The organism is Limnoglobus roseus, from assembly GCF_008254045.1.
Lineage (GTDB): Bacteria > Planctomycetota > Planctomycetia > Gemmatales > Gemmataceae > Limnoglobus > Limnoglobus roseus.
In genome coordinates this window covers 9120396-9145874 of the sequence record NZ_CP042425.1, presented here as the reverse complement: position 1 = coordinate 9145874, position 25479 = coordinate 9120396, and the positions used below count along the sequence as shown (strand labels likewise).

Annotated in this window: 19 protein-coding genes; 5 read left to right on the top strand and 14 right to left on the bottom strand. The window is 69.2% G+C overall.

The window, feature by feature from the left end:
- Positions 1 to 16 precede the first annotated feature (16 nt).
- Positions 17 to 6883: an Ig-like domain-containing protein gene (locus PX52LOC_RS39130; RefSeq protein ID WP_168219488.1), complete on the bottom strand. Its 6867-nt coding sequence runs from the start codon at positions 6881 to 6883 to the stop codon at positions 17 to 19.
- A gap of 350 nt (positions 6884 to 7233) precedes the next feature.
- On the opposite strand from PX52LOC_RS39130, the gene PX52LOC_RS39125 reads away from it, so the two are divergent.
- The gene (locus tag PX52LOC_RS39125; RefSeq protein ID WP_149115173.1) at positions 7234 to 7809 is read left to right on the top strand and encodes a hypothetical protein; all 576 of its coding nucleotides are present in this window, start codon (positions 7234 to 7236) and stop codon (positions 7807 to 7809) included.
- Positions 7810 to 7965: 156 nt separating this feature from the next.
- A protein-coding gene (locus tag PX52LOC_RS39120; RefSeq protein WP_449280334.1) for an IS630 family transposase occupies positions 7966 to 8908 on the top strand; the annotation gives its coding sequence in 2 pieces (ribosomal slippage) (positions 7966 to 8274 and positions 8276 to 8908; 942 coding nt in all).
- Positions 8909 to 9073: 165 nt separating this feature from the next.
- On the opposite strand, the gene PX52LOC_RS39115 is transcribed toward PX52LOC_RS39120, so the two are convergent.
- The 3 genes from PX52LOC_RS39115 to PX52LOC_RS39105 form a co-directional block, all read right to left on the bottom strand.
- Positions 9074 to 9787 (bottom strand): BtpA/SgcQ family protein, encoded by a 714-nt coding sequence (locus PX52LOC_RS39115; protein ID WP_149115171.1) that lies wholly within the window; start codon positions 9785 to 9787, stop codon positions 9074 to 9076.
- Positions 9788 to 9947: 160 nt separating this feature from the next.
- The gene (locus PX52LOC_RS39110; RefSeq protein ID WP_218575245.1) at positions 9948 to 10139 is read right to left on the bottom strand and encodes a DUF6429 family protein; all 192 of its coding nucleotides are present in this window, start codon (positions 10137 to 10139) and stop codon (positions 9948 to 9950) included.
- Between the two features lie 106 nt (positions 10140 to 10245).
- Complete coding sequence (locus PX52LOC_RS39105; protein ID WP_149115170.1) at positions 10246 to 10842, bottom strand: hypothetical protein; 597 nt, start codon at positions 10840 to 10842, stop codon at positions 10246 to 10248.
- A gap of 297 nt (positions 10843 to 11139) precedes the next feature.
- Between PX52LOC_RS39105 and PX52LOC_RS39100 the strand changes: the two genes are divergently transcribed.
- Together PX52LOC_RS39100 and PX52LOC_RS43575 are read left to right on the top strand one after the other, a co-directional pair.
- Positions 11140 to 11388, top strand: a complete 249-nt coding sequence (locus tag PX52LOC_RS39100) for an IS110 family transposase (RefSeq protein WP_168219487.1) — start codon at positions 11140 to 11142, stop codon at positions 11386 to 11388.
- A 118-nt stretch (positions 11389 to 11506) separates the two neighbouring features.
- Positions 11507 to 12148 carry a transposase gene (locus PX52LOC_RS43575; protein ID WP_149115168.1) on the top strand — a complete coding sequence of 214 codons (642 nt, stop codon included), beginning with the start codon at positions 11507 to 11509 and terminating at the stop codon, positions 12146 to 12148.
- On the opposite strand, the gene PX52LOC_RS39090 is transcribed toward PX52LOC_RS43575, so the two are convergent.
- The 8 genes from PX52LOC_RS39090 to PX52LOC_RS39055 form a co-directional block, all read right to left on the bottom strand.
- Entirely contained in the window at positions 12131 to 12424 is a 294-nt protein-coding gene (locus tag PX52LOC_RS39090; protein WP_149115167.1) for a hypothetical protein, read from the bottom strand. The two genes, PX52LOC_RS43575 and PX52LOC_RS39090, sit on opposite strands and share 18 nt — an antisense overlap.
- Positions 12425 to 13243: 819 nt before the next feature.
- Entirely contained in the window at positions 13244 to 14944 is a 1701-nt protein-coding gene (locus tag PX52LOC_RS39085) for a GH39 family glycosyl hydrolase (protein WP_149115166.1), read from the bottom strand.
- 398 nt (positions 14945 to 15342) lie between these two features.
- Positions 15343 to 15645, bottom strand: coding sequence for a hypothetical protein (locus PX52LOC_RS39080; RefSeq protein ID WP_149115165.1), 303 nt, complete (start codon positions 15643 to 15645; stop codon positions 15343 to 15345).
- A 177-nt stretch (positions 15646 to 15822) separates the two neighbouring features.
- The gene (locus PX52LOC_RS39075; RefSeq protein ID WP_149115164.1) at positions 15823 to 16233 is read right to left on the bottom strand and encodes a phage integrase N-terminal SAM-like domain-containing protein; all 411 of its coding nucleotides are present in this window, start codon (positions 16231 to 16233) and stop codon (positions 15823 to 15825) included.
- 363 nt (positions 16234 to 16596) lie between these two features.
- On the bottom strand, positions 16597 to 16791 hold the full coding sequence (locus PX52LOC_RS39070) for a hypothetical protein (RefSeq protein ID WP_149115163.1): 195 nt from the start codon (positions 16789 to 16791) through the stop codon (positions 16597 to 16599).
- A 163-nt stretch (positions 16792 to 16954) separates the two neighbouring features.
- Positions 16955 to 18268, bottom strand: coding sequence for a hypothetical protein (locus PX52LOC_RS39065; RefSeq protein ID WP_149115162.1), 1314 nt, complete (start codon positions 18266 to 18268; stop codon positions 16955 to 16957).
- A gap of 156 nt (positions 18269 to 18424) precedes the next feature.
- Complete coding sequence (locus tag PX52LOC_RS39060; RefSeq protein WP_149115161.1) at positions 18425 to 21337, bottom strand: serine/threonine-protein kinase; 2913 nt, start codon at positions 21335 to 21337, stop codon at positions 18425 to 18427.
- A gap of 73 nt (positions 21338 to 21410) precedes the next feature.
- A complete protein-coding gene (locus PX52LOC_RS39055; protein WP_149115160.1) occupies positions 21411 to 21971 on the bottom strand; it encodes a sigma-70 family RNA polymerase sigma factor in 561 nt (186 codons plus the stop codon).
- Between the two features lie 166 nt (positions 21972 to 22137).
- Here PX52LOC_RS39055 and PX52LOC_RS39050 point away from each other — a divergent pair, with 166 nt between their 5' ends.
- Positions 22138 to 22734 (top strand): hypothetical protein, encoded by a 597-nt coding sequence (locus tag PX52LOC_RS39050; RefSeq protein ID WP_149115159.1) that lies wholly within the window; start codon positions 22138 to 22140, stop codon positions 22732 to 22734.
- A 473-nt stretch (positions 22735 to 23207) separates the two neighbouring features.
- Here PX52LOC_RS39050 and PX52LOC_RS43570 read toward each other — a convergent pair whose 3' ends face one another.
- Both PX52LOC_RS43570 and PX52LOC_RS39040 read right to left on the bottom strand, forming a co-directional pair.
- Complete coding sequence (locus PX52LOC_RS43570) at positions 23208 to 23330, bottom strand: hypothetical protein (RefSeq protein ID WP_261345052.1); 123 nt, start codon at positions 23328 to 23330, stop codon at positions 23208 to 23210.
- A 465-nt stretch (positions 23331 to 23795) separates the two neighbouring features.
- Complete coding sequence (locus PX52LOC_RS39040; protein WP_149115158.1) at positions 23796 to 24947, bottom strand: DNA modification methylase; 1152 nt, start codon at positions 24945 to 24947, stop codon at positions 23796 to 23798.
- Between the last annotated feature and the right edge of the window lie 532 nt (positions 24948 to 25479).

Here is a 25479-nt window from a genome sequence, read left to right as displayed (position 1 = left end):
ACACCATCCCCACGGGTTACCCGACGAACACCCCCGCCGTCGAGTCGTAGGCGTCAAAGTCAAGAGCGGTCGCGGGAGTGCCAGCCGCCCCGACGTTCTTACCCAAGTAGGCCGTCACCCGCGACCCGGCCCCCGCCCCGGACCCGACGATGATGTCCGCCCGAGCGTCGTCGTCCAAGTCTTTCACCGCCACCCGGATGCCGCCCCGACTGTTCACGTCGCCGGCGAAGAAGTTAGCCAGCGGCGTGTACTGGTCCGCCTTCAGGCTCTTCCCGTCGAACACGAGTACGCGCGGCCCGCCGCCCGGCCCGCCGCCGGCGATGAGGTCCGCGAATCCGTCCCCGTTGACGTCTCCGGCGGCCACGAAGATGCCGTTCCGCAGAGCTTGCTCGAACGCGAAAAAGTCGGCAAAGACCTTTCGCGGCGTGGACGTCAGCGACGTCCCGTCGAACCCCGCTACCCGCGGGCCGCCGCCGAACCCGGCCACGACGATCAGGTCGCCCACGCTGTCCCCGGTCATGTCCGAGATGGTCGCCCGCGCGCCGCCACGGAAGGTGGGGTCGTCAATGCCGAAGAAGCTAATCAACTTGGCGAAGTCGGTTCCGTTATACACGTCCACCCGCGGCCCGCCCCCCTCGTCCGGGGTAACGGCGAGGTCGGCCACGCCGTCCCCGTTGACGTCCCCCGCCGTCACATAAACCCCACCCGTGAACGACGCCTCGAACGGATCGCTGGCGAACAATTGCTGTTGCGTGACGCCGTCGTAAACGATGACGCGAGTGGCCCGGCCGGGGCCGGTGCCGACGACGAGGTCTGCCACGCCGTCTCGGTTGAAATCCGCGACCGCCGTTCGCACGCCGCCCGTGAACCCGGGGAACGGCGTGATGGTGAACCGCGGCGTCTTGTCGGCGTTGAACAAACTTGCCGTGCCCGACCCAACGTCGGTGCCCGCCGCGAACTCGGACTCGCCGACGAGGGTGGCCCGGGTGACGGCGTTCACGCGCACGGTCACGGTGGCGGTTGCCCGACCGCCGACACCGTTCGTGACGGTGTACGCGAACGAGGTCGTCCCCTGGAACTGGACGTCCGGGGTGAACCGGACCTCGCCGTCTTGCAAACTGGCGACACCCCCGCCCGCCGGGGCTGTCACCGCCGTGACAGTCAAGGTCCCTCCGGAAATCGGGTTGTTCGAGTCGTTGCCAAGTACGTCCACGACGACGGTCCCACCGTTCTCGTTCACCACCACGGTGTCGTCGGTCGCTCGAATCTGCGGATCCACCGCCACGGTCACCAACTTCGACGTCGTGAGCGGGTCGGCCGCATTGCCGGCGGGGGCGCCGGTGTCCGTGACCGAGTACGCGAACGACGCCGAACCCGTGTACCCTAGGTCGGGAATGAACCGGATCGTGTGCCCATCGGCCAGCAATTGGACCGTGCCGTGGTCGGCACTCCGAACCGAGAACACGAGATCGCCCGGAGCGGTTTCCCGGTCGGAGACCAACGATCGCAGATCCAACTCCACGGCCGTATCGGCCGCGCCGTTCGAATTCGCGTCCCGCGCCGTCGGGGCGTCGTTGGCCGGGGTGACGGTGACGGTGACGGTGCCGACGGCGGTGCCCCCGTTGCCGTCCGAGAGGGTGTACGTGAACGTCGCCGTGCCGTTGTAGTTCGCCGCCGGGGCGAACCGGACGACGCCCGCGGCCAGCGTCACCGCCCCGCCGGCCGCGGGCTGGGTCACGCCCGTCACCGACAGCGCCTCGCCGACGTCGGGGGCGAACGAGTCGTTCGTCAGCACGTCAACAATTGCTTCGCCGCTGTCCTCGACTACCGTGATCGCGTCCGCCCCCGACATCGGCGGGTCGTTCACCGCCGGTACCGACACCGACACGGTAGCCGTCGCCGTCAGCTCGCGCCCAAGCGTCCCCGCCGGATCGCCGGTGTCCGTGACCGTGTACGTGAACGTCGCGGTGCCGTTGTAGTTCGTGGCCGGGGTGAACCGGGCCGTGTGCCCGTCGGCCAAGAGTTGTACGGTCCCGTTTGTCGCCCCGCCCACGGCGAACGCGAGTTGGGCTGCGGGCGTCTCCACGTCCGACGCGAGCGGCCAGAGGTCCACATCGGCGAAACCGTCCTCAGACGCGGATACGGTTGTCACGCCGGCTGTCGGCGGGTCGTTCACGGCCGTCACGGTGACGGTCACGGTGCCGACGGCGGTTCCCCCGTTCCCGTCCGAGAGGGTGTATGTGAACGTCGCCGTGCCGTTGAAGTTCGCCGCCGGAGTGAACCGGACGACGCCCCCGGCCAGCGTCACCGCCCCGCCGGCCGCGGGCTGGGTAACGCCCGTCACCGACAGCGCCTCGCCGACGTCGGGGGCGAACGAGTCGTTCGCGAGCACGTCCACGACCGTCGCCCCGCCGTCCTCGCCCACCGTGACCGCGTCCGCCCTCGCCGTCGGCAGGTCGTTCACCGCCGACACCGATACCGACAAGGCCGCCGTCGCCGCCAATGCGTTCCCTGCTGTTCCCGCCGGGTCGCCGGTGTCGCTCACGGAGTAGGTGAACGACGCCGGCCCGTTGTAGTTCGCCGCCGGGGTGAACCGGGCCGTGTGTTGATCCGCCAGGAGTTGAACTGTCCCGTTGCTGGCATTCGACACGCTAAACTTCAACAAGGCCGTGGGCGTCTCCACGTCCGACGCGAGGGGCCGGAGGTCCACGTCGACGAACCCGTCCTCCGCCGCGGTCGCGGTCGTCGCACTCGCCGTCGGGGCGTCGTTCACGGCCGTCACGGTGACGGTGACGGTGCCGACGGCGGTTCCCCCGTTCCCGTCGGAGAGGGTGTACGTGAACGTCGCGGTGCCGTTGAAGTCCGCCGCCGGGGTGAACCGGACGACGCCCGCGGCCAGCGTCACCGCCCCGCCGGCCGCGGGCTGGGTCACGCCCGTCATCGACAGCGCCTCGCCGGTGTCCGGGGCGAACGAGTCGTTCGCGAGCACGTCCACGACCGTCGCCCCGCCGTCCTCGCCCACCGTCGCCACGTCCGCCGCCGCCGTCGGCGGGTCGTTCACGGCCGACACGGTCACGGTCACGGTCTGCGGTCCGGTCGTCCGCGCGTTCCCAGCCGTTCCAGCGGGGTCGCCGGTGTCGGTCACGGAGTACGTGAACGCGGCCGGCCCGTTGTAGTTCGCCGCCGGGGTGAACCGGGCCGTGTGCCCGTCGGCGAGCAGTTGCACCGCCCCGTGCGTCGCCCCGCCCACCGCGAACGTCAACTGCGCGGCCGCTGTTTCCAAGTCGGAGGCGAGCAACTGAAGGTCCACGTCGACGAAGCCGTCCTCCGCCGCGGTCGCAGTCGTCGCGCCGGCCGTCGGCGGGTCGTTCACGGCCGTCACGGTGACGGTCACGGTCTGCGGCCCGGTCGTCCGCGCGTTCCCAGCCGTTCCGGCCGGGTCGCCGGTATCGGTCACGGAATATGTGAACGCGGCCGGCCCGTTGTAGTTCGCCGCCGGGGTGAACCGGGCCGTGTGCCCGTCGGCGAGCAGTTGCACCGCCCCGTGCGCCGCCCCGCCCACCGCGAACGTGAGTTGGGCTGCGGGTGTCTCCACGTCCGACGCGAGCGGCCGGAGGTCGACGTCGACGAAGCCGTCCTCCACCGCGGTCGCAGTCGTCGCGCCGGCCGTCGGCGGGTCGTTCACGGCCGTCACGGTGACGGTGACGGTGCCGATGGCCGTACCCCCGTTCCCGTCCGAGAGGGTGTACGTGAACGTCCTCATACCGTTGAAGTTCGCCGCCGGGGTGAACCGGACGACGCCCCCGGCCAGCGTCACCGCCCCGCCGGACGCGGGTTGGGTCACGCCCGTCACGGACAGCGCCTCGCCGACGTCGGGGGCGAACGAGTCGTTCGCGAGTACGTCCACGACCGTCGCCCCGCCGTCCTCGCCCACCGTGACCGCGTCCGCCGCCGCCATCGGCGGGTCGTTCACCGCCGACACGGTCACTGTCACGGTCGCCGTCGCCGACGTGCCGTTCCCGTCAGACACGGTGTACGTGAACGTCGTCATACCGTTGAAGTTCGCGGCCGGGGTGAACCGGACCACCCCGGTGGCGAGGGTGACAGCCCCGCCGCTGGCCGGCTGCGTCACCGCCGTCACGGTCAACGTCCCGGGCAGGCCGGCGGAATCGACGTCGTTGCCCAGCACGTTGACGACCGTAGCCGTGCTGTCCTCGGCCACGGTCAGCGCGTCGTCCTTCGGCGTCGGCGGGAACCGGGTGTCGAAAACGAGGACCAGCCCGGCGTCGGTCGCCCCGAACGAGTCGTCGTAGGGTTCCCCGATCAGAGCCTTGTTCGTGGCCAAGGCGACCGAGAACCCCAACTTGTCGTTCGCGGCGATCGTCGGATCGAGGAACGAGCGCAGGTAACTTCCGTCGGTGGCGTCGAACAGGTACGCACCGCCGGCCCGCACCAACCCGGTCGTGTCGTCACCGATCGTGCCGAGCAGCACGCGGCCATCGGCAATAGCCACATCGACGGAATAGACCGTCGCCCCCGAGGCAATGACGGGGTCGCTCAGGGGCGCGATGAACGCACCGGTCGACGCATTGAACAGGTACGCCTGGTCGAGGGCCCCGACCGCGATCCGGCTTCCGGAAATGCCGACGGACGTGCCGAAGTACGGAAGGATGCCGAGGCCGGGCTTGTTCAACGTGTTGAGCAAGGCTCCGGTCGAACGGTTGTAAACGTACGCCTGACCGAGTGCCAGGTTCGCCGCGGCGTTGGTCGTTCGCGCGCCGATGACGACGGTGTTCCCGTCTATGGCGATCGCCGACCCGTACGCCTGGTCCCGGTTCGGCGGGGACGGGTCGGTAAACGTCCGGAGCAAGGTGCCGGTCGTAGCGTTGAACGCGAACACGCGGCCCGTGCCTTGCAACCCACCCCCATCGATCTGGTTGTCTTCGTACGCGCCGACGAGAACGGTCGAGCCGGAAATCGCGACCGAGTAGCCGAACCAACCGGCCGAAACGGCGGTCGGGGCGGTCAGGGTTTGGACCAAGCTGCCGGTCGTAATGTCGTACACGTACACGGCCCCGGCCGCACTCCTTCCGCCGACGGTTTGGCGGTACTGGCCGATCGCCACCAGATTCCCGGCGATCGCCACCGTGTGGCCCATGCCGGTGATGTTCGAGGGCGACGACGGCGGCGTCAACGTGCGGAGCAAACTCCCCGATGGCACGTCGAAGACGCCGACCGTGCCGGCCGTCTCGTTGGCGACGGCCATCACGTTCCCCGACGCCGCCACCGTGCTGCCGAACGCCTGGAACGCCGATGCGCCGGCCACCCCTGGTAGGACGCCGGCCGGCAGGAGCGGGGGCGGGTTGCCGACCCGGACCGTGACCGTGGCCGTCGCCGTCACCCCGTTCGCGTCCTTGACGGTGTACGTGAACGTGTCGGTGCCGACGAAGTTGAACGGCGTCGTGTACCGCACCGCGGTGCCATCGTAGGTGTCGACCGTGCCGCCGTTCGCACTCGTCGAAGCGGCCGTTACGGTGAGCGAGTCCTGGTAGTCGCCGCCGGCTGAATCGTTGACCAGGACGCCGAGGAGGGTGGTCGAATTCTTGCCGACGAACGCCTTGTCGTTCACCGCGACGGGGGCGGCGTTGAGGTCGTAAACGGACACCGAACCGGCATCGGTTTGCCCGGCCGGGTCGTCCAGCGGGACGGCCACGACGGCTTGGTTCTGGTACACCGCCACCGGCCCGAGCCGGTCGAACGCGGTGGGGCTTGGGTTGTTCAAGGTCGCGACCAGCGAACTGGTTCGGACGTCGAATTCGTAAGCCGTCCCGGCGTCGGTCACGCCGGCCGGATCGTCCAGCGGTGCCGACACGACCGCCCGGCCGAGATGGGCCGAGACAAACGCTCCGAAGTTGTCGCCCGTCGCCGGACTCGGGTTGTTGAGAGTTTGAAGGAGGCCGCCGGCGAACGAGTCGAACACGTAAGCCGTCCCGGCGTCGGTCACGCCACCGGGATCGTCGAGGGGGGCCCCGATCACTGCCAACGCGGAATTGGCCGCGAAACTGACGCTGAACCCGAACCGATCGCCGGCCGTCGGCGAAGGGTTCGCGAGAGTGGAAATGATGCCATCGGCATTGCCGTTGTAGATATAGGCCGTGCCCGCATCGGTCACACTGCCGGGGTCGTCGTACGGTGCCCCGATCAGCAAATCCAGCCCGCTGTTCAAGGAAACGGATTCCCCGAAACGATCGCCCGCACCGGGTTCGGGGTTACTCGCCGTGCCGTAGAAAAAGTTCCCCCCACTGTACGCGGCCAAGTACGCCCGACCCGCGTCCGTCGCCCCGAAATCGTCGCCCGGTGCACCGATGCCGAGGTAACTTGGGAACGAAAACGTGTCGCGCGTGAGGGAAAACCCGAATTGATCGCCCACCGCCGGGCTGGGGTTGTTGAACTGGTCAGCCACCGACGCGCTCAAATTGAAGAACCCGTATACGGTCCCGCTGTCGGTAACGCCGCCGGGGTCGTCGAACGGCGCGCCGACCCACAACAAGCTACGATTCTCGGAAACCACTACGGAATAGCCGAACTGGTCGCCGGCGGCCGGTGCCGGGTTGGGAATGGTCGCCATCAGACTGCCGGTCGTGCGATTGAAGACGTAAACCGAGCCGGCGTCGGTCACGCCGCCAGGGTCATCGAACGGTGCCCCCACGACGACGAGGTTGCCGTCCACCGCCACGGAAACGCCGAACTGGTCCAACGCCGCGGCGGCCGGGTTCGCGAGTGTCCGCAGCACGTCTCCGGCCACGGGCGTGGTGCGATCCTCAAGGGGTTCGACTCGTAATTTGAACTTCTTCTTTCCATTCAACAATGGGCGGCGGATCATGCTTGTTCCAGGTGAAATCAAAGACAACAATGAAAGCAGCCACGGTACAAACATTTTCGTTTCAAATCAACCAGTTTCATTCGTCGGATGACTTTTTGGCCTCCCTCTGAAAAAGTCCCCGAGCGAAGGTAAGAATGATTTACTCAGGTTGGGTATCACGAGCCGTGATTCGGCGATCGAGGCACGCTCCCGCCCGTGTGCATCCGGCGATCGTCTCGAACTCTTTGTCCTCCGGGGAACGTCAGAAGGACGTGAGACTGGCCAGCCGAGGGGCCGCTCTGGGCCAGTGACTCCCCTGTCGTGAAGGAATGGCAGGGGTGCGGACAACCCGCGGCTAACGGGGTGATCGCGTGGATGAGTTGACCTACTACACGGTGATCCCTTGCGCGCCACCGTGGCCGCGGGGGGAGGCCCGCATCCACTCCGGCGGGCGGGAAGTGGCCGCGGTTCGGTCGGAACCGTGGCCGGACGTGTTGACCCGACCGTGGCCGGACGGGCTGAAGGGACTCCCCTGGCTCCCTTGGTTGTTGGGGCACAAGCACCGGACCGCACAAAGTCGCTTCGTCGTCCGGGGAGCGGACGGCCGCCCGATCCTCCGGTTGCACGAACGCGAGCCGATCTTCCGGCCGACGGTGGGCGTCTTCGACGCCGAGGACGTGCGGGTCGGATACTGCGGAGGAGCGTTCAAAGGCGGTGGCGACGGCATCGCGGTGCGGGACACGGCCCACCGGATCGTAGGCGCGCTTGCAAAGGCGGACGGCTCGTCCATCCGGTTCATCGCCGCGGACAAAGAACTTCTGGGCGAGATCACCGGGACACCGGCGGGTTATGCGGTGACCGCCGCAAGCGACCGGCCGAACGCCCGGCTGTTCCTGCTGGCGGCCACGCTGGTGCTGATCGCCTGGGGGAGGCTGTCGAGACCGTGACCGGCCTCTACTTCACGTACCGATGGCCTTCCTGTTCCCTTCGGCGTCGGGTTCGGCGTCTAGGCTACCCCCGTAGGTCGATGTCTAGAGCGGTTCCCGGTCGGGCCTAGCGGAGCGGACTCGGTTATGCTCGGTGTACCACCGTGAGGGGCACCGATGCGGGCGTATTCGATGGACCTGCGGGAGCGGGTGCTGGCCGACTGCGACGGCGGGGCGAAAACGCGGGCCGTGGCCCGGACGTTCTCGGTGAGCGAGTCTCGGGTCCGCCGGCTCGAGCCGACCCGCCGGGAGGCCGGGCGGCCGGCCCCGGCCGCCCACGCCGGCGGCCGGCCGACTGGGTGGCTCACGCCGACCGCATCCGCGGCCGTCGCAGCCGACCCGGACGCGACGCTGGACGAGTACCGCGCCCGGTTCGATCCGCCCCTGTCCCGGTCGGCCCTGGCCCGCGCGTTGGGGGTGCGGGGCCTGCCGCGGAAAAAAGTCGATCCGGGCGGTCGAGCAGGACCGCCCGGACGTGAAGCAAATGCGAGACACCTGGCGACCCGGCCAACCGGCCCTCGACCCGGCCCGGTTGGTGTTCGTGGACGAGGCGTGGAACCGCACGGACATGGCCCCGACCCACGGCCGCGGCCCGAAGGGTCGGCGGCTGGTCGCGGCCGTCCCGCATGGGCACGGGAAGACGACCACGTTCGTGGCCGCCCTGCGGGCCGACGGCATGACGGCCCCGACGGTGATCGACGGGGCGGTGACCGGCGACCTGTTCGTGGCCTACCTCGAGCCGCAGTCGGTGCCGACGCTCCGTCGGGGGGATGTGGTGGTGATGGACAACCTAGCCTGCCACAAGCGGGCCGGCGTCCGGGTGGCGATCAAGAAGGCCGGGGCGGAACTGCCATACCTGCCGCCGTACCGCCCGGACCTCAACCCGATCGAGAGGGCGTTCGGCAAGCTCAAGAGCCTGCCCCGGTCCGTCGGGAAGCGAAGCATCGACGGGCTCTGGGACTTCTTGGGGAAAGCCCTTGATGCATTTGCGCCGGACGAGTGCCGGCGCTACTTCCGCCATGACGGGTATGGCCCCAAGCCGACGCTACAAGGAATTTGAAACGAGACTAAGCGTGAACGCCAGGAACCGGCTCTTCATCGTCGCGCGTCCTCCGCGGCCCAACGAACAAGGTCACCGGCCCGGCCGCGATCAGCGACCTACTTCTGTCCCAGGACCAATCTCCGCGGCCGGGCCCGGTGCCGCGCCGGGTTCGGCGTGCCTTTGTTACCCCGCGAACGCAGCAACCCGTCGGACCAAGCCCAGCACTCGCGCAGGATCGAGTTCCGTGAAACTCCGGCTGATCCCGGTCGCCACCAAGAAGCAGTCCGCATGTGGCAGGTAGGTTCCGACGTTCTCCGGGGTGATGCCGCTGGCGATCGCCAGCGGCGTCCCGCCTAGCGCCCGCTTCATGCGGGCGATCTTCTCGACTTCCGCCGCGGCCCCGGTACCGGGGCCGCTGGTCGTGACCACGTCCATGTACCGGGCGGCGACCCGGCAGGCCGCCTCCAAGTCCTCGACGGCCCGCTGGTACTTGAACGCGACCCCGCCGAAGTACAGGCCGGCCGGGGCGTGGGACCGGTGGGCGGCCAACACCCGCTCGGCGTACGGCTGATCGGGCTGCCCCTCCTCGATCCCAGCGTTATCGGCCCAGACCCCGCTGACGTTCGCGGGGACCGCCCGGAAGGCTTGCTCGGGAGAGAGCCCGAGGCAGTTGACGCCCACCCACCAGGTAGGGTTGGCGTCCGCGACCGCCCCGTGGATGTCGAGGAGTGCCTCGTCCGCCATCCCGTGGTTGATGAGGAAGACCCCATCCGCCCCGGCCTCGCGGGCGGCTCGGGCGTTCCGGTGGGCCTGCTCCAACGAGTCGACGTGGATGACCGGCAAGACGGTGTGCCGGCGCGAAAACGCCTGCCGGTATCGGCTCACGTGTGCTCCCATCCGATGCGCCTCTCCGCCGCCGAGTGACTCAGTTCAGTGGCCCCGCGGCTCGACCGCCGTCACAGCGGGGAATCGCTGCGTGCCGCGGGGGCCACTGCCTCGCCGGGTTCGGCCGTCTTGGCGAACAGCTCCTGACGTAACTCATCGGCAGGCCGACGAGTTACGCCTCCGTGAGCACGACCGACTTGGCCGGGGTCCGCGGGTCGGAGATCAGCCCGGCCGCGTGCAGCCGGTCCATCGCGTCCCAGTCGAACCCCTTCCACACCCGCGGCCCATCGTCCAGACCGAGCGAGAGCAGGGCGAGGAGCGCCGCGTCGATCTTGACCGGGTCGTGTTCCATGACGAGGGCCATTCTACAAGCCGAACGACCCCGCTCACCAGGCCGGCTGCGATCAGAGACATCAACAATCCTAAAATCAGTGCACGCGGCCGGATCGGGTGCCGCGCCGGGTTCGGGGCTACCCGCCCGTCCCGTCCAGGAACGCCTGCATGCCGTGCCGTGTGGTTGGCAACCCGCGGGCGGCCAAGAGCGGGGCCGTGGGCATGCAGAACGTCCACACCGCGTCGTCGCCCGTCAGTGCCACCAGTACGGACTGCTGCAACTCGCTCAGTGCCGATGCTGTGGGGCGGCCACCCTCTGGGAACGACAGCGAGACTGCTGCCAGTGCCACCTCGTAGAACTGCCGGTCTCGCTGCCAGAGGGCGACCAACTCGGGCACGGCGAAGTCGCCCGACCCGGCCGGCAGCCGGGCCAGCGCCAGCGCGATGTGCTGCCCCAAGTCCCAGCAGTCCTCGCCGTCGTCGGTGGCCCGCGTGTACTCCGAGATCAGTGACGAACTGACGGACGCCCGTGACACTCGTCCCAGGGTGCCCAGCAACTCGCGGGCAACCGCCTCCGGGAGTGCTCGCGGGTGGTGGAACGCGAGCTGCACTGCGGCCATGTGCCGCACCAAGTCGTCGGGGTCCGACGCTCCATGCCGCAACCGCGGGAGCGCCTCCACCGGGTCTGCGTTAGTATCCCGGTACAAGGCCGCAGCCCGCCGGACGTCGCCCATTGGTGCGCCCTCTTCCGCCGAACGACCCCGCTCAGCAGCGGCGGGGCACCGGGGAGCTTGTCGTCCCAAAAACCAATCACGCCCCGCCGTCAGGTGCAGCGGCATCACATGTTACCATGCCGGGGTCGTTGAGGCGACAGTCTGGCGGTCGGACCAACCGCATGCCGCGCATGAGGCACCCGACCTCGCGAACCAGGTGGCGGACCGGCCGCCGGTGCTCCTCGACCTCGGGCGCTACCCGGCGGGCGGCTCCTCCCGAGCCGACCCCGCATCCGTGAGCATGAGGGGAGGGACACCTTGGGCACCGCCGCCACGACCACCGTCATCGGGATCGACATCTCCAAGGCGACGCTCGACGCCTGCCTCCTGACGCCGGACGGGAAGGCCCGCGGCAAGGCGTTCCCCAACGCCCCGGACGGGTTCGCCGCCCTCCTGGCCTGGGCCGACGGCCACGCCCCCGAGTCCACAACCCACTTCGGCATGGAAGCCACCGGCGGGTACGAGGGCGCCCTCCGTGCCACCGGCACGCCGCCGGCCGGGTGGTGAGCGTCATCAACCCGACCCGGGTCAAGTACGCCGGGGTGATGCGCGGCCGGCGGAACAAGACGGACAAGGCCCACGCCCGCCTGGGCTCCGCCGACACCCGCGATGAGGTCCCGCCCGCCTGGGCTCCGCCGACCCCGGATGTCCGGGAATTGCAGGCGTTCGTCCGCCACCGGGACGACCTGCGGCAACTCGCCGCGGGCGAGAAGGCCCGGCTCGAATCCCCCCTCCTGACCCCGGCCGCCCGGCGGTCGGTGGCCCGGGTGGTGAAGCTCCCGGGCAAGGAGGCGGACGCCATGCAAGCGGCCGCCGACGCGGTCATCGCCGCCGCCCCGGCCCTGGCCGACGACGCCGAACTACTGACCTCCATCCCGGGGGGGGCGGGCCGCAGACCGCCTCGACCGTCCGGGCCGAACTACCGCCGGTCGCACGGGTGCCGAGTGCCCAAGCGGCGGCGTACTGCGGCCTGTCGCCGCGGGAGTTCCGGAGCGGGTCGTCCGTCCGCGGGCGGACCCGGCTGTCGAAGTCGGGGAACGCCCGGCTGCGGAAGGCCCTGTTCCTGCCGACACAGACGGCCGTGCGGTTCAATCCCACCCTTCGGAGGTTCTTCGCAAGCCTCACCGACCCCGACCGCCGCGGCGGCCCGAAGCCGAAGATGCAGGCCATCGGGGCGTGCATGCGGAAGCTCGTCATGATCTGCGACGGCGTACTCAAAAGCCGGACGCCGTTCGACTCGACGTGGGGGTCAAGAATCACCTCTTGACAACACGCTACGTTCGGCCTCTGGGCACACCAGCCGCGACTCGCCCGAGCGGAAGAAGTCTGCGATGGCCTGCCGGGTGAACGGCCACCGCGAGTCGTCCGCCCCCCAGTCGTCTTCGAGGAACCCGATGATCTCCGCCGCGGACCACGGGCCGAGCGAGGTCATGTAGTCCTCGTAGGCGACTTGCACATCCCGCCACGACTCGTACTTCTGGCGGTCGAGAAGCATCTGCGACCGGCAGTAAACGATGTGTGCTTCTGGTGCGGCTTCGTCCATTGGTAGGCTACTCTTGCCGAACGACTCGGCTCACCGGCCGGCGGGGGGTGAGTGAACTTGAACCTTGAAAGTCGCTGATGCCCCCCGCCGCATCGTCTGGCTCGGCGGGCCTTTGCTGGCTACCCGAATATGTCCGGCCCCGCGACGAACTCGCCGGCCGCGTTGACCTAGAACTCGCCGGCCGCGTTGACCTGTAGGCTGAATCCGTGGCCCCGAACAATTCGCCGTCGTCGTAGATCAGCCGCGCCTCTTGGTCGTCATAGAAATTGATGCCGGACGGGGCCAACCTGCTGTGGAACTCCTCCGGCGGAGTCACGTCGTCGATCTCCTCATCGTACCAGTCCTCCCGCCACCCCAGGAACAACTGTCCGGCCATGTAGGCCCGCGCCGCCGGCTCGTTGGCCCGGACCCACCGCACGCAGGCTCGGACGCCCTCTCAGCCGTGATCCGCGGGCGGCAAGCGACTGTCAGGCGGGTCGTAGCTAGCCGGGACCGCACGACCGCCCACCGGTTCTGCGTCGAAGTCTCAGCACTTGCTCTGCGGATTCCAAGCGACGGGACCTCGCACCGGGTCATTGATGCGATCCCAATGGGCGTCGCGGATGTCATGGCGGTTGAACATGACGGGCCTCGGGGCGAGGAAAGTTCGTCGCCCCGATATCGCAAACAGCCCACCTCAGTTAAGACGACCTTACTCGCACAGTATTATGCCCCGCGAGCGTGATCGGTACGGCTTCGCCAGATGTCAACGGCATCACGAGCGACTTTTGCAGGCGCGATGCTTAATACGCCAAAGCGAGGCCACCACCTTTACCGATCCTATGTCGGCTCGATTACAATCAATGCGACTGCCTGCCGCGGCAGCGATATCTTGTACGTCATTTTCCCGCCCGCCGGTCGGACCGTCTCGACCTCTCCGATCCGTTCCAAGTGGCCGGCCTTCTCCAAGGCGGCGTACTGCTCCGGCGTCGGCTGGGCGGGCGAACCCATCTTCAACCAAGCCGTGTGCGAGTTACTGTGCGTTTCGTCGATGCGGTACTGGGTCAGTTTCGCCGCCTCAGCCTTCTCGGGCAAGCCGGTCACGGTCAGCGTCACCTCGGCCGTCGCGCCGGGCACGTCGTCGTCGTGGTAGTGCCAGACCAGCACGCACACCCGGTCGCCGTCCCGGCTCGCCAGGGCGGCCACGTCCGGTTCTCCCCGCACCCCGTCCCGCACGATCTTGTCCAACGGGATGGCCCCGTCACTTTCGGCCGCCACCCGCTTGCCGCCCATCTTGGCGAACATCCGGAACACGTTCATGACCGGCAGGTCGAGGCCGTTCGTCGCCAGCACCCGGAACCCGGCGAAGTACGGCTGGCCCTCGAACTCGAACGCCCAGGTCAACGCCCCCTCCAGGTTCACCCCGTGCTTGGCCGCCAGGTCGTGCTTGCGGGCGAAGCTGGCCGCCGTATAGCTCGAATACATCGTCGTGTTCCGGTACCCGAGCTGCCGCCCCTGGCAGGCCGCGCAGCCGTCCGGGTCGGATTCGCCGATCACGATCGGTTTGTTTTTGAGTTCCGAGAACGACGCGACCTGGGCGAACCCCTGGGCGATGGTGCGGAGTTGGTCGGCGATTCCGAGCCGGACGTGCCCGTCCACGAACTGCGGCGATCCCTTCGCGTGGAACGACACGAAGTCGATCGGGGTGCCCACCCCGCCGGTCGCGTAGTTCTTGCCGCGGACGCAGTGTTCGAGGAAATTGCGGCCCCACGGCCCGCCGTGGCCGGCGGTGTCCGGGCCGCCGACGCGGGCCGTCGGCAGGGCGCGGCGGACCGCGTCGATGGCGTAGTCGTGGAGCTTGCGGAACTCCTCCGGGGTGCCCCGCCAGTACGCGATGTTCGGCTCGTTCCACGTCTCCCAGTACCACGTCTCGACCTCGGCCTTGCCGTACTTCTGGACGCAGTGCGTGACCCACTGGTACACCAGTTCGGCCCACTTCTTGTAGTCCTTCGGCGGGTACGCCCAGCCGGTGTAGATTTCGTCGTACTTGGCCTTCGGGGTCCACTTGTGCTGGTACGGCTCGGGCTTCGTGGACATCTCCTTCGGCATGAACCCGATCTGGGCGTAGGGCCTCACCCCCCGCTCGAGGTAGGCGTCGAAGATGCCGTCGAGGATGGTCCAGTCGTACACCGGGTTGCCGGCCGCGTCCTCCTTGTAGGCCCCCGTCGAGCCCCACTTGAGGGCCGGGGTGCCGTCGCCGGAGGTGAGCAGGTTGTGGGTCCGGAAATACACGTTCTTCGGGGACAGTTCGCCGAGTTCACCGAGGAGTTTCTTGCCGTCCTTCATGGTCGCGTAGTTCGGCTCGTCGGCCCCGAAGAACCGCCAGATCGGGTTAAGTTTGCCCCGTGGTTGGTCGGCCTGAACGGCGACGGCCACGGCCCGCGGGGCGGGGGTGGCCGCCCGGACGGCGGGGGCGAGGAGAGGGGCCGACAGTCCGCCCGCGATCGCGCCAGAGGTTTTAAGGAAGTCACGCCGCTGCATGAAGAACTCCGTATCCGGGCATCAAGGGGAAAGGTTGTCGAAGAACGGCCGACGCTTCAGCTGGTACGGCCATCGGTTCGTCGGGCAAAACGTTATCGGGCGACTATGTCTACGATGTCTGTTGGAGTGATTCAAAGATATTCCACATCCGGTCCGCACGAAACGGGCAATTGCGCGAATCACTTTCGATACAGCACACTGTCACCCGCCCGGGGCATGGGACTGTCGGTACTCCCGCAGCGTCAGCCCTCCGCTGCCGAACGACTACGTTCATCGGTAAGGCCGCAATAGGGGACTGATGTACTCCCAGAACCAATCTATGCGGCCGGGTCCGGTGCCGCGGCGGGTTCGGCGGCAGGCATCCGCGGCGGGTAGAGCGGCAGGAGCAGGCGGGCCGCCTAGGGGTACGACAGCCCGCTCCTCGTCACACGCGGCCATCCCGCCAAGTGGCCGAAGTGAGACTCCAACGCCCGCATCGCCGAACTCCTCGCGGGTACCACCGACGCCCATCGCGTCGACCCCGCCTGCAGGGCGAGGAACGCCAAGAAGTGGACGAATTGGGCCAACCCATCCCGCTCTGCCTCGGTGTTCGCCGCGTCCGTCTCCTCGAATTCCAACCCACTCCAGTACGCGCCGGGGTCGAACTTGGTCAAGGGAGTCGGGGGCGACATCAGAGCGCGGATCTTCATGGCCTTCGCCATCCGCGCGCCCTCCGTGGCCGAGCAGAGTATTCGCCTGTGCCGGTGCAGACGAACACGGGAAGTGGATTGGACCGCGCCGGCGGCCGCACGTCAAGGCCCTGGGTCCGCAGTTACGGCGCCCGGCCCCCAACCGGTCGCGCAGCCTCACACGGTAAGGCACCCTGCGCCGCCCGGCCGTCACCCCGTGGCCCCGTACGGGATGAGGGCGACTAGCCGCGGGGTGCCGTCCAGGCGGCCGAGGACGTGCCGGACCTCGCCGCGGGTCCGCACGACGGGCAACCGCTTCGGGCGGGTCGCCCGAACGACGCGGAGTTGGTCGAGCGGGCGGGCGAGGACGTGCTCGTACCGGAGCAGGAGGGCGCACAGGGCTTGCGACTGCGTGGACGCGGTGACGTGCCGGTCAACGGCCAAGTCGGTGAGGAAGGCGTTCACGTCCGGCTCGACCAGGTCGAGCGGGTGTTGCTTGCCGCGGAACAGGATGAACTGCAGGCACCCGTCGTGGTCGGCGTCCTCGGTGCGGATCGCGTCGTGCCGCACCCGGAGGGCGTGGCGGAGTTGGTCGAGGGGCTTCGGCGGCGGGTGGGACACGGCGATTCCCACCGGGGACCGAGTTACGCCCGGCCACTGAAGCGTCCGCGGCTGCCGTCACCAGCCTACCGGGACGAGCCGGCACGCCGCCCGGAGTTCGGGATCGCGGGGGAAGGGGTCGATCCCGGTGAGGACGAGGGGGTTGCCCGGGAACCGGACGTCGAGCTTGGGCCCGGCCGGGTCGTAGACGAGGACCTCGGTCGCCCCGTTCGGGCGGACCCACGGGCCGGACGGGCGGTCGGGGGTGGCCTAGAGGACGAACACGCCGCCGGGCGGGGGTGCCGGCGGCGGGTGGGCCCGTGTGTAGGCCGCCTCGACTTCCCTTCACCCGCCGCAGTTTTGCCGACATGGCAACACCCTTGCTCAAACATCCAACATTTGCTCGGCGATGAGCTTGTGCGGCCCGCCCGGCGGAAGGACCGGCGGTCCGGCGGCCGAGTCGTAGATTACTTCCCGGGCCCGGCCGCCCCACCGCACGACTGTGCCGGCCAGCCGATCGGTCGTCGCCTCGACCAGGAAGATGGTGAGCGGTTGGGCGACTCGCCCGCGGGCCCTCATTCTCCTCCTACCGTCACCAGCATCCGGTCGCCCTGCCGGGGAGGCCCGTCAGCAGAAGCTGGCCGAGATGGACTGCGCGAGCGATCAGGAAAATGGGGTATCCCGTTGATGGCAACAACAAACCAGCCACGCGACAAGGGTCCCCCGGCAGTTGCCCGTCGCGTCACCTCTTCAGCACTTGCTTCGCCTTGTCGGTGATCTGCTTGCCGAACGTCGTGGCGAACTCGGCCACCGTGGACGTGAACGTCTCGGCCAGTTTGGCCGTCTGCGCGGCCCCCTCGGCCGCGGCCGCCTCGAAGCTGCCGGCGGCGGCCCCCAGCCCGACCGTCGTCAGCCGCATCGCGTTGCCCGACTGGGCCACCCACGCCGGCCGTTTCTCCTTCAGGGCCTTCGCCGCTTCCGACAGCGTCTTCACCGTCTCCTTGTGCTTCTTCAACTCCCCCTCCATGTCGTTCAACTGGCCCAGCCAGGTCGGCTGAGCCTCGAGCTTCTGGTCTAGCTCGGCTTTCAGGTCGGCGTGCTTCGCCAGTTGCTGCTGGCTCAGGTCGCCCGGCAGGGCGGCGGCGGCCGCCGCGATCTTCTTCCGCTCCACCTCCCACTCGGCCACGGCCTTCGTCAGGGCCTGCTTGCTCTCCGTCACTTCCTTGCCCATCTTGTGGACGGTCAGGTACCCCAGGTCGATGTGCCGGTCGAAGTGCTTGATGTCGGACTCTAGCTTCTTGATGCTGTCCGTCTGAGTCTTCAGGAACTCGTCGGCCGCCTTCGCGACGACTTCGCCCTTGGCCGTCTTCCACGCGCTGCCGTTGTACTTTTCGGTGATGGCGGTGAGCGTCTTCTGGGCACTGGCCAGATGCTTGTCCATCTCCTTCTTGTAGCTGTGGATGGTCCCCATCAGCTCCTTGCACGCCTTGTAGTTGCCGTACACGCTGAACACCAGGGACGGGGCGGCCGCCCCGAAGGTGGCGACGGTCGCGGCGATGGCGGCCCCGGTCCCGGCCACGCTGCCGACGACCATCAGGATGTTCTTGCCGGCCTTGTTCTGGTACTTCCGCCGGGCGACTTTGCCGGCCTTCACCTGGGCGAGGTACTCGTCGGCGATCTGCTCGCCGCCCTGTTGAATTCGGTCTCCGTGGGCGGTGATGATCGCGTCGAGATCGGCGTTGAACTGCGCGACCTTGCCCGGCCGGTCGGCCGCCGGCACGGCCGCGAACGTCTTGAACCGGGCGGCCAGGGCGGTGACCATCTCGCCGACGATGGTCTTAGCCCCGCCGGTCTTGAACTCCTCGATCTTGTGCTGGAACAGGGCGTCCTTCTGGTACAGCTTCTCGTGCTTGTCTTCGAGCTCCAGGTGCGGGTCGAACGGGACGGGGTTGGTCTTGACGGCGTGGTCCGGGGCGGCGTCCTTCGGCCGGTTGTCGGCGGCCAGCTTGGCGAACAGTTGGTCCAGTTTCAGGGCGGCCAGGTCGACGCGGGTCATGGGGAACTCCTGTGCGGGCCGCGGCGAGGCGGCCGGGTGGTGAAGGGATGTTGGGCCACTCACCCATGCGGAATCGGCGGCCGAACCCCGCCACCGATTCCGGGAATTCGACGACAGGCGGGAAGCACCGGCGAAAGGGATGTGTTGGAAAGGCCGTCACGGCTTCGGCTTCGTCATCGCCTCGATCGCCTTCTTGAAGTCGTCACGGTCCTTCAGGGCGACGAAGTCGGCACTCGTCGTCACGCGGTCCAGGTCCTTGTAGCCGGCGGCGACGGCCGCGCTGAGCAACTCGACCGACCGGTCGGCGAACTCGCCCTTCCGCGCCGGGGTCAGGCGGCTGGCGTGGGCACAGACCCAGGCGAAATGCCCCAACTGATCGGCGGGCCACTTCTTGACCTTGCCCAACTCCGCGGCCTCGTCCGCGGCCTTCGCCAACTGACCGACCTGGATGAGCGGGTGAATCCGATACATGCGGTACTGGGGTTCCTGGTCCTTCGAACAGAGCGGGACGGCCGCGTCCCAGTCGGCCAGGCCCTCGCGGTACTTGCTCAGCCGGTTGTACGCCCACGCCCGTCCTTCATGGCAGTCCAGCAGGAGGCGGCGGAATGTGTCCGACCGGCGGTCCGGCCCGGACACCCGGGCCAGGGCGTCGATCGCCTTTCCGAGTGCCGCAGCCAGGTCGGCCGGCTGCGCACCCGCGCCCATGTGCAGGGTGTGGCTCAGGTCGGCGGCGGTTCGGGCCAGGTCGATCTGGTAGTCCGCGATGCCGGGGGCGTCCGCCGCCAGCTTCTCGCGGACCTCGAAGGCCCGACGGAGAAGCTGGACGTATTGGATCAACGGCGCCTGCCTGCGGTCGGCCATTTCCTGCAGCGTGTTCCCCAGGACGCGGCGGTACTCCGGGGCGTCGGGAGCGTCGGCGGCGAGCTTCTCCAGGCGTTGCACGGCCTCGTTGTACTCCTTCTCCGCGAGCGGCCACTGGCCCTTGTTGGACAACCGCATCCCCAAGAGCTGGTGGCCCAGTGCCAGGTTCCGGCGGTACTCGGCCGCGGCCGGGAAGTCCGCCGCGAGCTTCTCCCAGACGGCCAGGCCCTCGCGGTACTCGGCTTCCGCCTCGCGGGGCTTTTGCGGCACGAGGGCGATGCCGAGGTTGAGGCGGCTGGTGCCCAGGTCGGAGCGATACAGCGGCGTCTCCGGGTAGTCCGCCACCAGCTTCGTCTGAATCGACATCGCGGCCCGGAACTGTTCCTGGGCCGCGTCGAACTTCTTGTTCGCCTTCAGCACGGAGCCGAGGTTGTTGTGGCCGACGGCCAGGCTGCGGCGGTAATCGAGGGTGGTCGGGAATTCGGCCGCGAGGGCCGTGAACGCCGCCACGGCCCGCCGGGCTGCGGCTTCCGCCTCCCCTTTGCGGTCGAGCCGCGACTGGATGTGCCAGACCCGTATCGCCGCCCGCCCCGCCCGGGCGCGGGACGCCTCGTCGGTCTGTGGCTCCCGTGTCAACTTCTCGAAATGCACGAGCAGTTGGGCGATGATGTTCTTCTGCTCGTCCGTCAGCGGCCGCTGCTTGTCGAGGAGCGACTCGCCGATGAGCGACGTGAGCAGCGATTCGAGGGCCTGCCGGGTCTGGTCGAGGGCCTGTTCGGCCCGCGTCCGCTCGGCGGCCTCGCGGCCCAGGGCCCGTTCCGCCCGCGCCCGTTCCCCCGCCTCGCGGCCCAGGGCTTCTTCCGCGCGCGTCCGCTGCTCAGTTTCCTGGCCGCGCGCTTCGTCCGCCTCCTTCCGCCGAGCGTCCGCCTGAATCAGCCCAGCCGTCGTCCCGGCGATGCCGGCGACGAGCGCGAACAACAGCAGGGCGGCGGCCACCACCTGCGGTCGGTTGCGGCGGACGAATTTCCGCACGCGGTACGCGGCCCCCGGCGGCCCGGCGAGGACCGGCTCATAGGCCAAGAACCGCTCCACGTCGGCGGCGAACGCGGCGGCCGACTCGTACCGCCGGTCCCGCTCCTTCGCCAGGGCCTTCATCACGATCCAGTCCAGGTCGCCGCGAAGGAATCGGCCGAGCGTCTGCACCTCCGTGCCGCGGTTGATTGCCGCGGTCGCGCCGTCGACGGTCGAGGCGAGGCGGTTGCTCGGCGTCGGCGGGTCGGCGTCGCGGATGAGCCGCAGGACTTCCTCCAGCGGCGCCTTCTTCGCAGCCTCGTGTTCGATCGGCGTCGTGCCCGTGAGCAGTTCGTAGAGGATGACGCCGAGGGCGTACACGTCGGCCCGTGTGTCCACGTCCACGGCGTTGAACGTCGCCTGCTCCGGGGCCATGTACAACGGCGTGCCGACGACACCTCCGAACTGAGTGAACAGCGTCTGGTCGGTCAGTCGCAACTCACCCGTGGCCTTGGCCAAGCCGAAGTCGATCACCCGCACCAGCGGCCGGCCGTCGTGGCTCTCGACGAGGACGTTGCCCGGCTTCAGGTCGCGGTGCAGGACGCCCTTCTGGTGCGCGTGCTGGACGGCGGCGCAGATTTGCACGAACAGTCGCAGGCGGTCCGGCACGGACAGGTGGTGGCGGTCGCAGAACACGTTCAGCGGGACACCCCGGACGAGTTCCATGACGAAGTACGGCCGGTCGGCCCCGGCGGGGTCGGTCGCTGCCATGGTGCCGGCGTCGAGAAGTTTGGCGATGTGCGGGTGGTCCATCAACGCGAGAGCTTGTCGCTCGGCCTCGAACCGCACGCGGAACGGCCGGGAGAACTGGTGCTCGTCGCGGACGAGCTTGACCGCCACCTCCCGCCGGACCGGGTGCAATTGGTCCGCCCGCCAGACGGTGCCCATGCCGCCCTCGCCGATCGACTCCAGCAACTTGTACCGACCGGCGACGACGGTGCCGGGTTGGTCCGCCGAGGCAGCAACGGGTGCGGCCGGCGGGTCGAGGAACTGGCCGACCGCTGGTTGGACCGCGAGCATTCGCTCGATCCGGCCCCTCAGAGCGGGGTCGCCATCGCAAGCCTGGGCCAGAAAGGTGGCCCGCTCGTCCGGCGGACGGTCGAGGGCGGCGAAGAAGATGGATTCGGCCGAGGCCATGTTAATCTCGCGGCAGAGCGGGCACAGCTCAATGCGGAATCGACTGCCGAACACCGCCACACCGTGGGAAGATTTATTCCTTCTCGTCGAGCAGTTCGGAGTAGAGCCACGACCGGGCGAACAGCCACCACCGCTCGGCCGTTCGCAGCGACACGCCGAGAGCCTGGGCGGCTTCCGGGGTGGTCAGGCCGCCGAAGAACCGCAGGGTGACGAGCTTGGCCATCTCCGGCTCGACGGCGGCGAAGCGGTCGAGGGCTTCGTTGAGGGCCAGCACCTGACCCGGCGTGTCCGGCTCGGGGTGCCAGTCGGCCAGCTCCACCCGCGTCCAGCCGCCGCCCCGCTTGTCGGCCTGCCGGGCTCGGGCGTGGTCCACGAGGATGCGGCGCATCGCTTCTGCGGCGGCCGCGAAAAAGTGCCCCCGGCCGTCCCACCCCGGTGTCTGCTCGCCGCCGACCAGTCGCAGGTACGCCTCGTGGACGAGGGCCGTGGCTTGCAGCGACTGCCCGGGCGATTCGTGGGCCAACTTGTGAGCCGCGAGCTTCCGCAACTCGTCGTAGACCAGCGGCAGGAGTTGACTGCCCGCCGCCGGGTCGCCGCCGGCCGCCGCCCCGAGCAGTTGTGTGATCTCCGTCATACCGGCCGATTATAACCTGCGCGGTGGGAACGTTCCACCACTCGCCGCCCCTGGCCTGTCGAAGCCGTCGGGAAATTCGTGGCGGGTTCCCGCGTGCGCTTCCGCATTGGTGTCAGACCAACCCCGCGAGCGGACCGCTCGCCACCCGTGCCGAGGAGACCGTGCCGTGCCTGAAATGTTGAACGAAATGGTCAAGGTGTGGACGCACAAGAAGTGGGTCGAAGAGCGGAGCAAGAAGGAGTTCGGCCCGGTGCCGTCCGGCGCGTGCCCGAAGGTGAAAATGGGCGAGGCCCTGGACGCCTTCTTCAAGGCCGCGCAGAAGGGGTGCCAGCTCGGGCACCCGGCGGCGGAGGCCCTGCAAGAGAAGCTGAAGACCTACCTGGCGGCGGTCGAGAAGAAGTATCCCAAGTTCCACGCGCACGTCAAAGGAATGCTGGCGAAGGCGGTGGAGGAGTACGCGAAGACCGCCAAGGACGTCGTCGGGGCGGCCGGGAAGTACGGCGAGAACCGGATGCTGATTCAGAACACCATGCTGAAGATCGTGAGCGGCATGACGACGTACCCGGCGGCGTGCAAGCCCCTGCACGACGCCCTGACCGCGTTTTGCGTTCAGGCGGCGGCCGCCAAGCGGTTCAACGCCGCCCTCGACGCGACCGACCGGGCACCGCTGTTGGCCGCGGTCGCGGAGTGGTCCCGCGACTGGAGTCGGCCCTCGTACGACAAGATGCAGGGTGCCTTCGGCAAGTACCCACTGGGGCTCTGAGGCATTCCACACGGCCGCTGCCGCCGACAGTTTACGCCATAGCCGCTAAAGGCCGAACAGGGCTGGAGGCCACCCGCCAGCCCCGAGCAGAGACGAATAGATCGGTGCCCCGAGCGAGGATGGGCGTGTCGCCCGTCCTCGCTCTGCGGGGTCTTTTGAGGAAGACGAACAGAACTCCCGGCGGTATGGGAACGGGCTCGCCGCTGTACCGCCTCCATCACCCGCCCCCAAGTCGACATGGCCCGCCCTCAAACATCCAACACCTGCCCGGCGATGAGCTTGTGCGGCCCGCCCGGCGGAAGGACCGGCGGTCCGGCGACCGGGTGGTAGGTGACCTCAGGGCCCGGCCGCCCCACAGCACGACTGTGCCGACCGGTTGGCCGTCGCCTCGACCAGGAAGATGGTGAGCGGTTGGGCGTCTGGGCGTGTCGCCTGCACTCTTGCGATCAGCCGGTCCAGACGCCCGTGCACCCTCATCGCCCACCCTCCGCCGCCAGGTACACGTCGCACACCCGCTCGAACGCGGCCCACACGGCCGGGAACCGCGGGGCCAGCCGTCGCTCGAGCCGCCGGACCGGGGAGCGGGTTCGCGTCACACTCTCCCACGGTCGTCGGGCCGGAAGTCGGCGTCCATCTGCTCCTCCAGGGCGGCGAGGCGGGCCGCCAACTCGATCACCTCCCGCACCTTAAGGCCCAGCTAGAGTACGGCCCGGGCGGCCCCGAGTCGGGTGGCCGGCGGGGGCCCCGGCTTCTGGAGTTCGAGGAGAGTTCGGACGGACTCGGTGGCGGCGGCGGTGAGGGCCCCAGCCGTGCGGGCGACGATGTCGGCCTGGACGGCCCGGAGGCGGCGGACGAAGTCGGGGTCCTGGAGGCGGCGGCGGACGGTGGTGACGCCGAGGCCGGCCTTGGTCGCGGCGGCCTCCTGGGGGGCCCCGCAGGCGAGGGCGAGCAGGAGCGTGTCGTCGGCCGCCGCCCGGCGGGGGTGGTCGCCACGGGGGCCTCCGAGGGGGGAAAGAGTCGGTTGTGGTCGGTCGTGGTGGGTTTTTCGGGGCGGGGGCGAGTCACACCGCCGCGGGAACGGCGTCCGCGGGCGGGACCCGCTCGGCCGTCCCGCCCGTGAGGTCCTCGTACCGTTTCACGATGACGTCACAGTACCGCGGGTCGAGTTCGACGAGGGCGGCCGTTCGTCCCGTGTGTTCACCCGCCACGAGTGAGGTCCCCGACCCGGCGAACGGGTCGAGGACGACCCCGCCGTTGGGGCACGAATTGCCGATCAGGTCGGCGAACAGGTCGACCGGCTTCATGGCCGGGTGGACGTCGTTCTTGGCCGGGCGGTCGAACGGGAGGACGGTCGCCTGGGCGCGGTCGGACAGGCACGTGTGGGCGGCCCCGTCGGCCCACACGTACAGGCACGGCTCGTGCCCCCAGTGGTAGTCGAAGCGACCCAAGGCGAACGCCGACTTGACCCAGACGAGGCACTGGCGGACGCGGAGGCCGGCGTCGGCACAGGCGGTTCGCGCCGTGAGCCCCTCGAGGTCGGCGTGCCACAGGTAGAATCCCGCCCCCGGGCGGAGGACGCCGTTGGCCGCGGCCAGGGCGCGGGCGAGGAACCGGCGGTCGTCGTCCCCGGCCAGGGCGTCGTTGGCGAGGGTGAGCTTGTCGGCCGTCTTCCCCTCGTACGCGACGTTGTAGGGCGGGTCGGTCCGGAGCAGGCCGGCCGGCGTGCCGGCGAGCAGCGTGGCGAGATCGGCGGGGTTGGTGGCGTCGCCGCACAGGAGGCGGTGGCGGCCGAGGAGCCACACGTCGCCGGGCTTGGTCACGGGGTCGGCCGGCGGGTCGGGGACGGCGTCCGGGTCGCCGGGGTTGGCGTCGGGTTCTCCTCGGAGCAGATCGGCCAGCTCGTCGGCCGTGAAGCCGATGGACGCGAGGTCGACGTCCGTCCCCTGGAGGGCGAGCAACTCGGCGACGAGCTTGCCGTCGTCCCACGTGGCGATCGCCGGCGTCAGGTCCGTGGCGACGTGCACGGGGACGACGGTCAGGCCGAGCGTGCGGGCGGCCTTGTACCGGGTGTGTCCGACGACGCCGCCGTCGGCGTCCAAAACGAGCGGCTGCTGCCACCCGAACGTGGCGATGGACTCGGCGGCGGCGGCGTTGTCGCGGGGGTTGTCGGCGTACGGGGTGACGGACGAGATGTCGCGGAGGTGGACGAGCATCGGGGGCCTCGAAGGAACGGGGGCGTTCGTTCGGCCCGACCGTGATGCCGGGTGCTTAGCCGCCGGCCCGCGCTCGTCGCCCTCCCGCGAGGGTGACAGCGTGAGTTGCTGAAGGGATTCTACCACACGTCGGGGAACGCCACAACCTTCGCCGACGTCGGCGGTTGGGGGCGGAGGGGCGAGGAAAGCAAGTGTGTCTAACAGTTTGGCCTTTCCGCCTGGGGTGGAGCGTGAAAGCGCGCAGGAAGGACCCGTGCGACTCGGGCCGCGGGCCGGGTCTCGGGAGGTCGACCAAGTCCGCCCCACGTGGTCCGGCCGGTCTGAGTGCCGGGGGGCGTGCGACCGCCGCACGCGGCCGGTAGCCTTCGGCGGGCGGGGTTATTGCTTCCCCCGCTTGTTGCGCTTCGTCGCGGCCCGTTTCGTGCCGGACGCATCAGCCGGTTTTTTGGTCGGCCAGGCTTCGCGGGTTTTGGTTTCGGTTCCCCGTCGCCGGCGGCCGGGTTGACAGGCAACCCGGCCGCCGGCATCACCC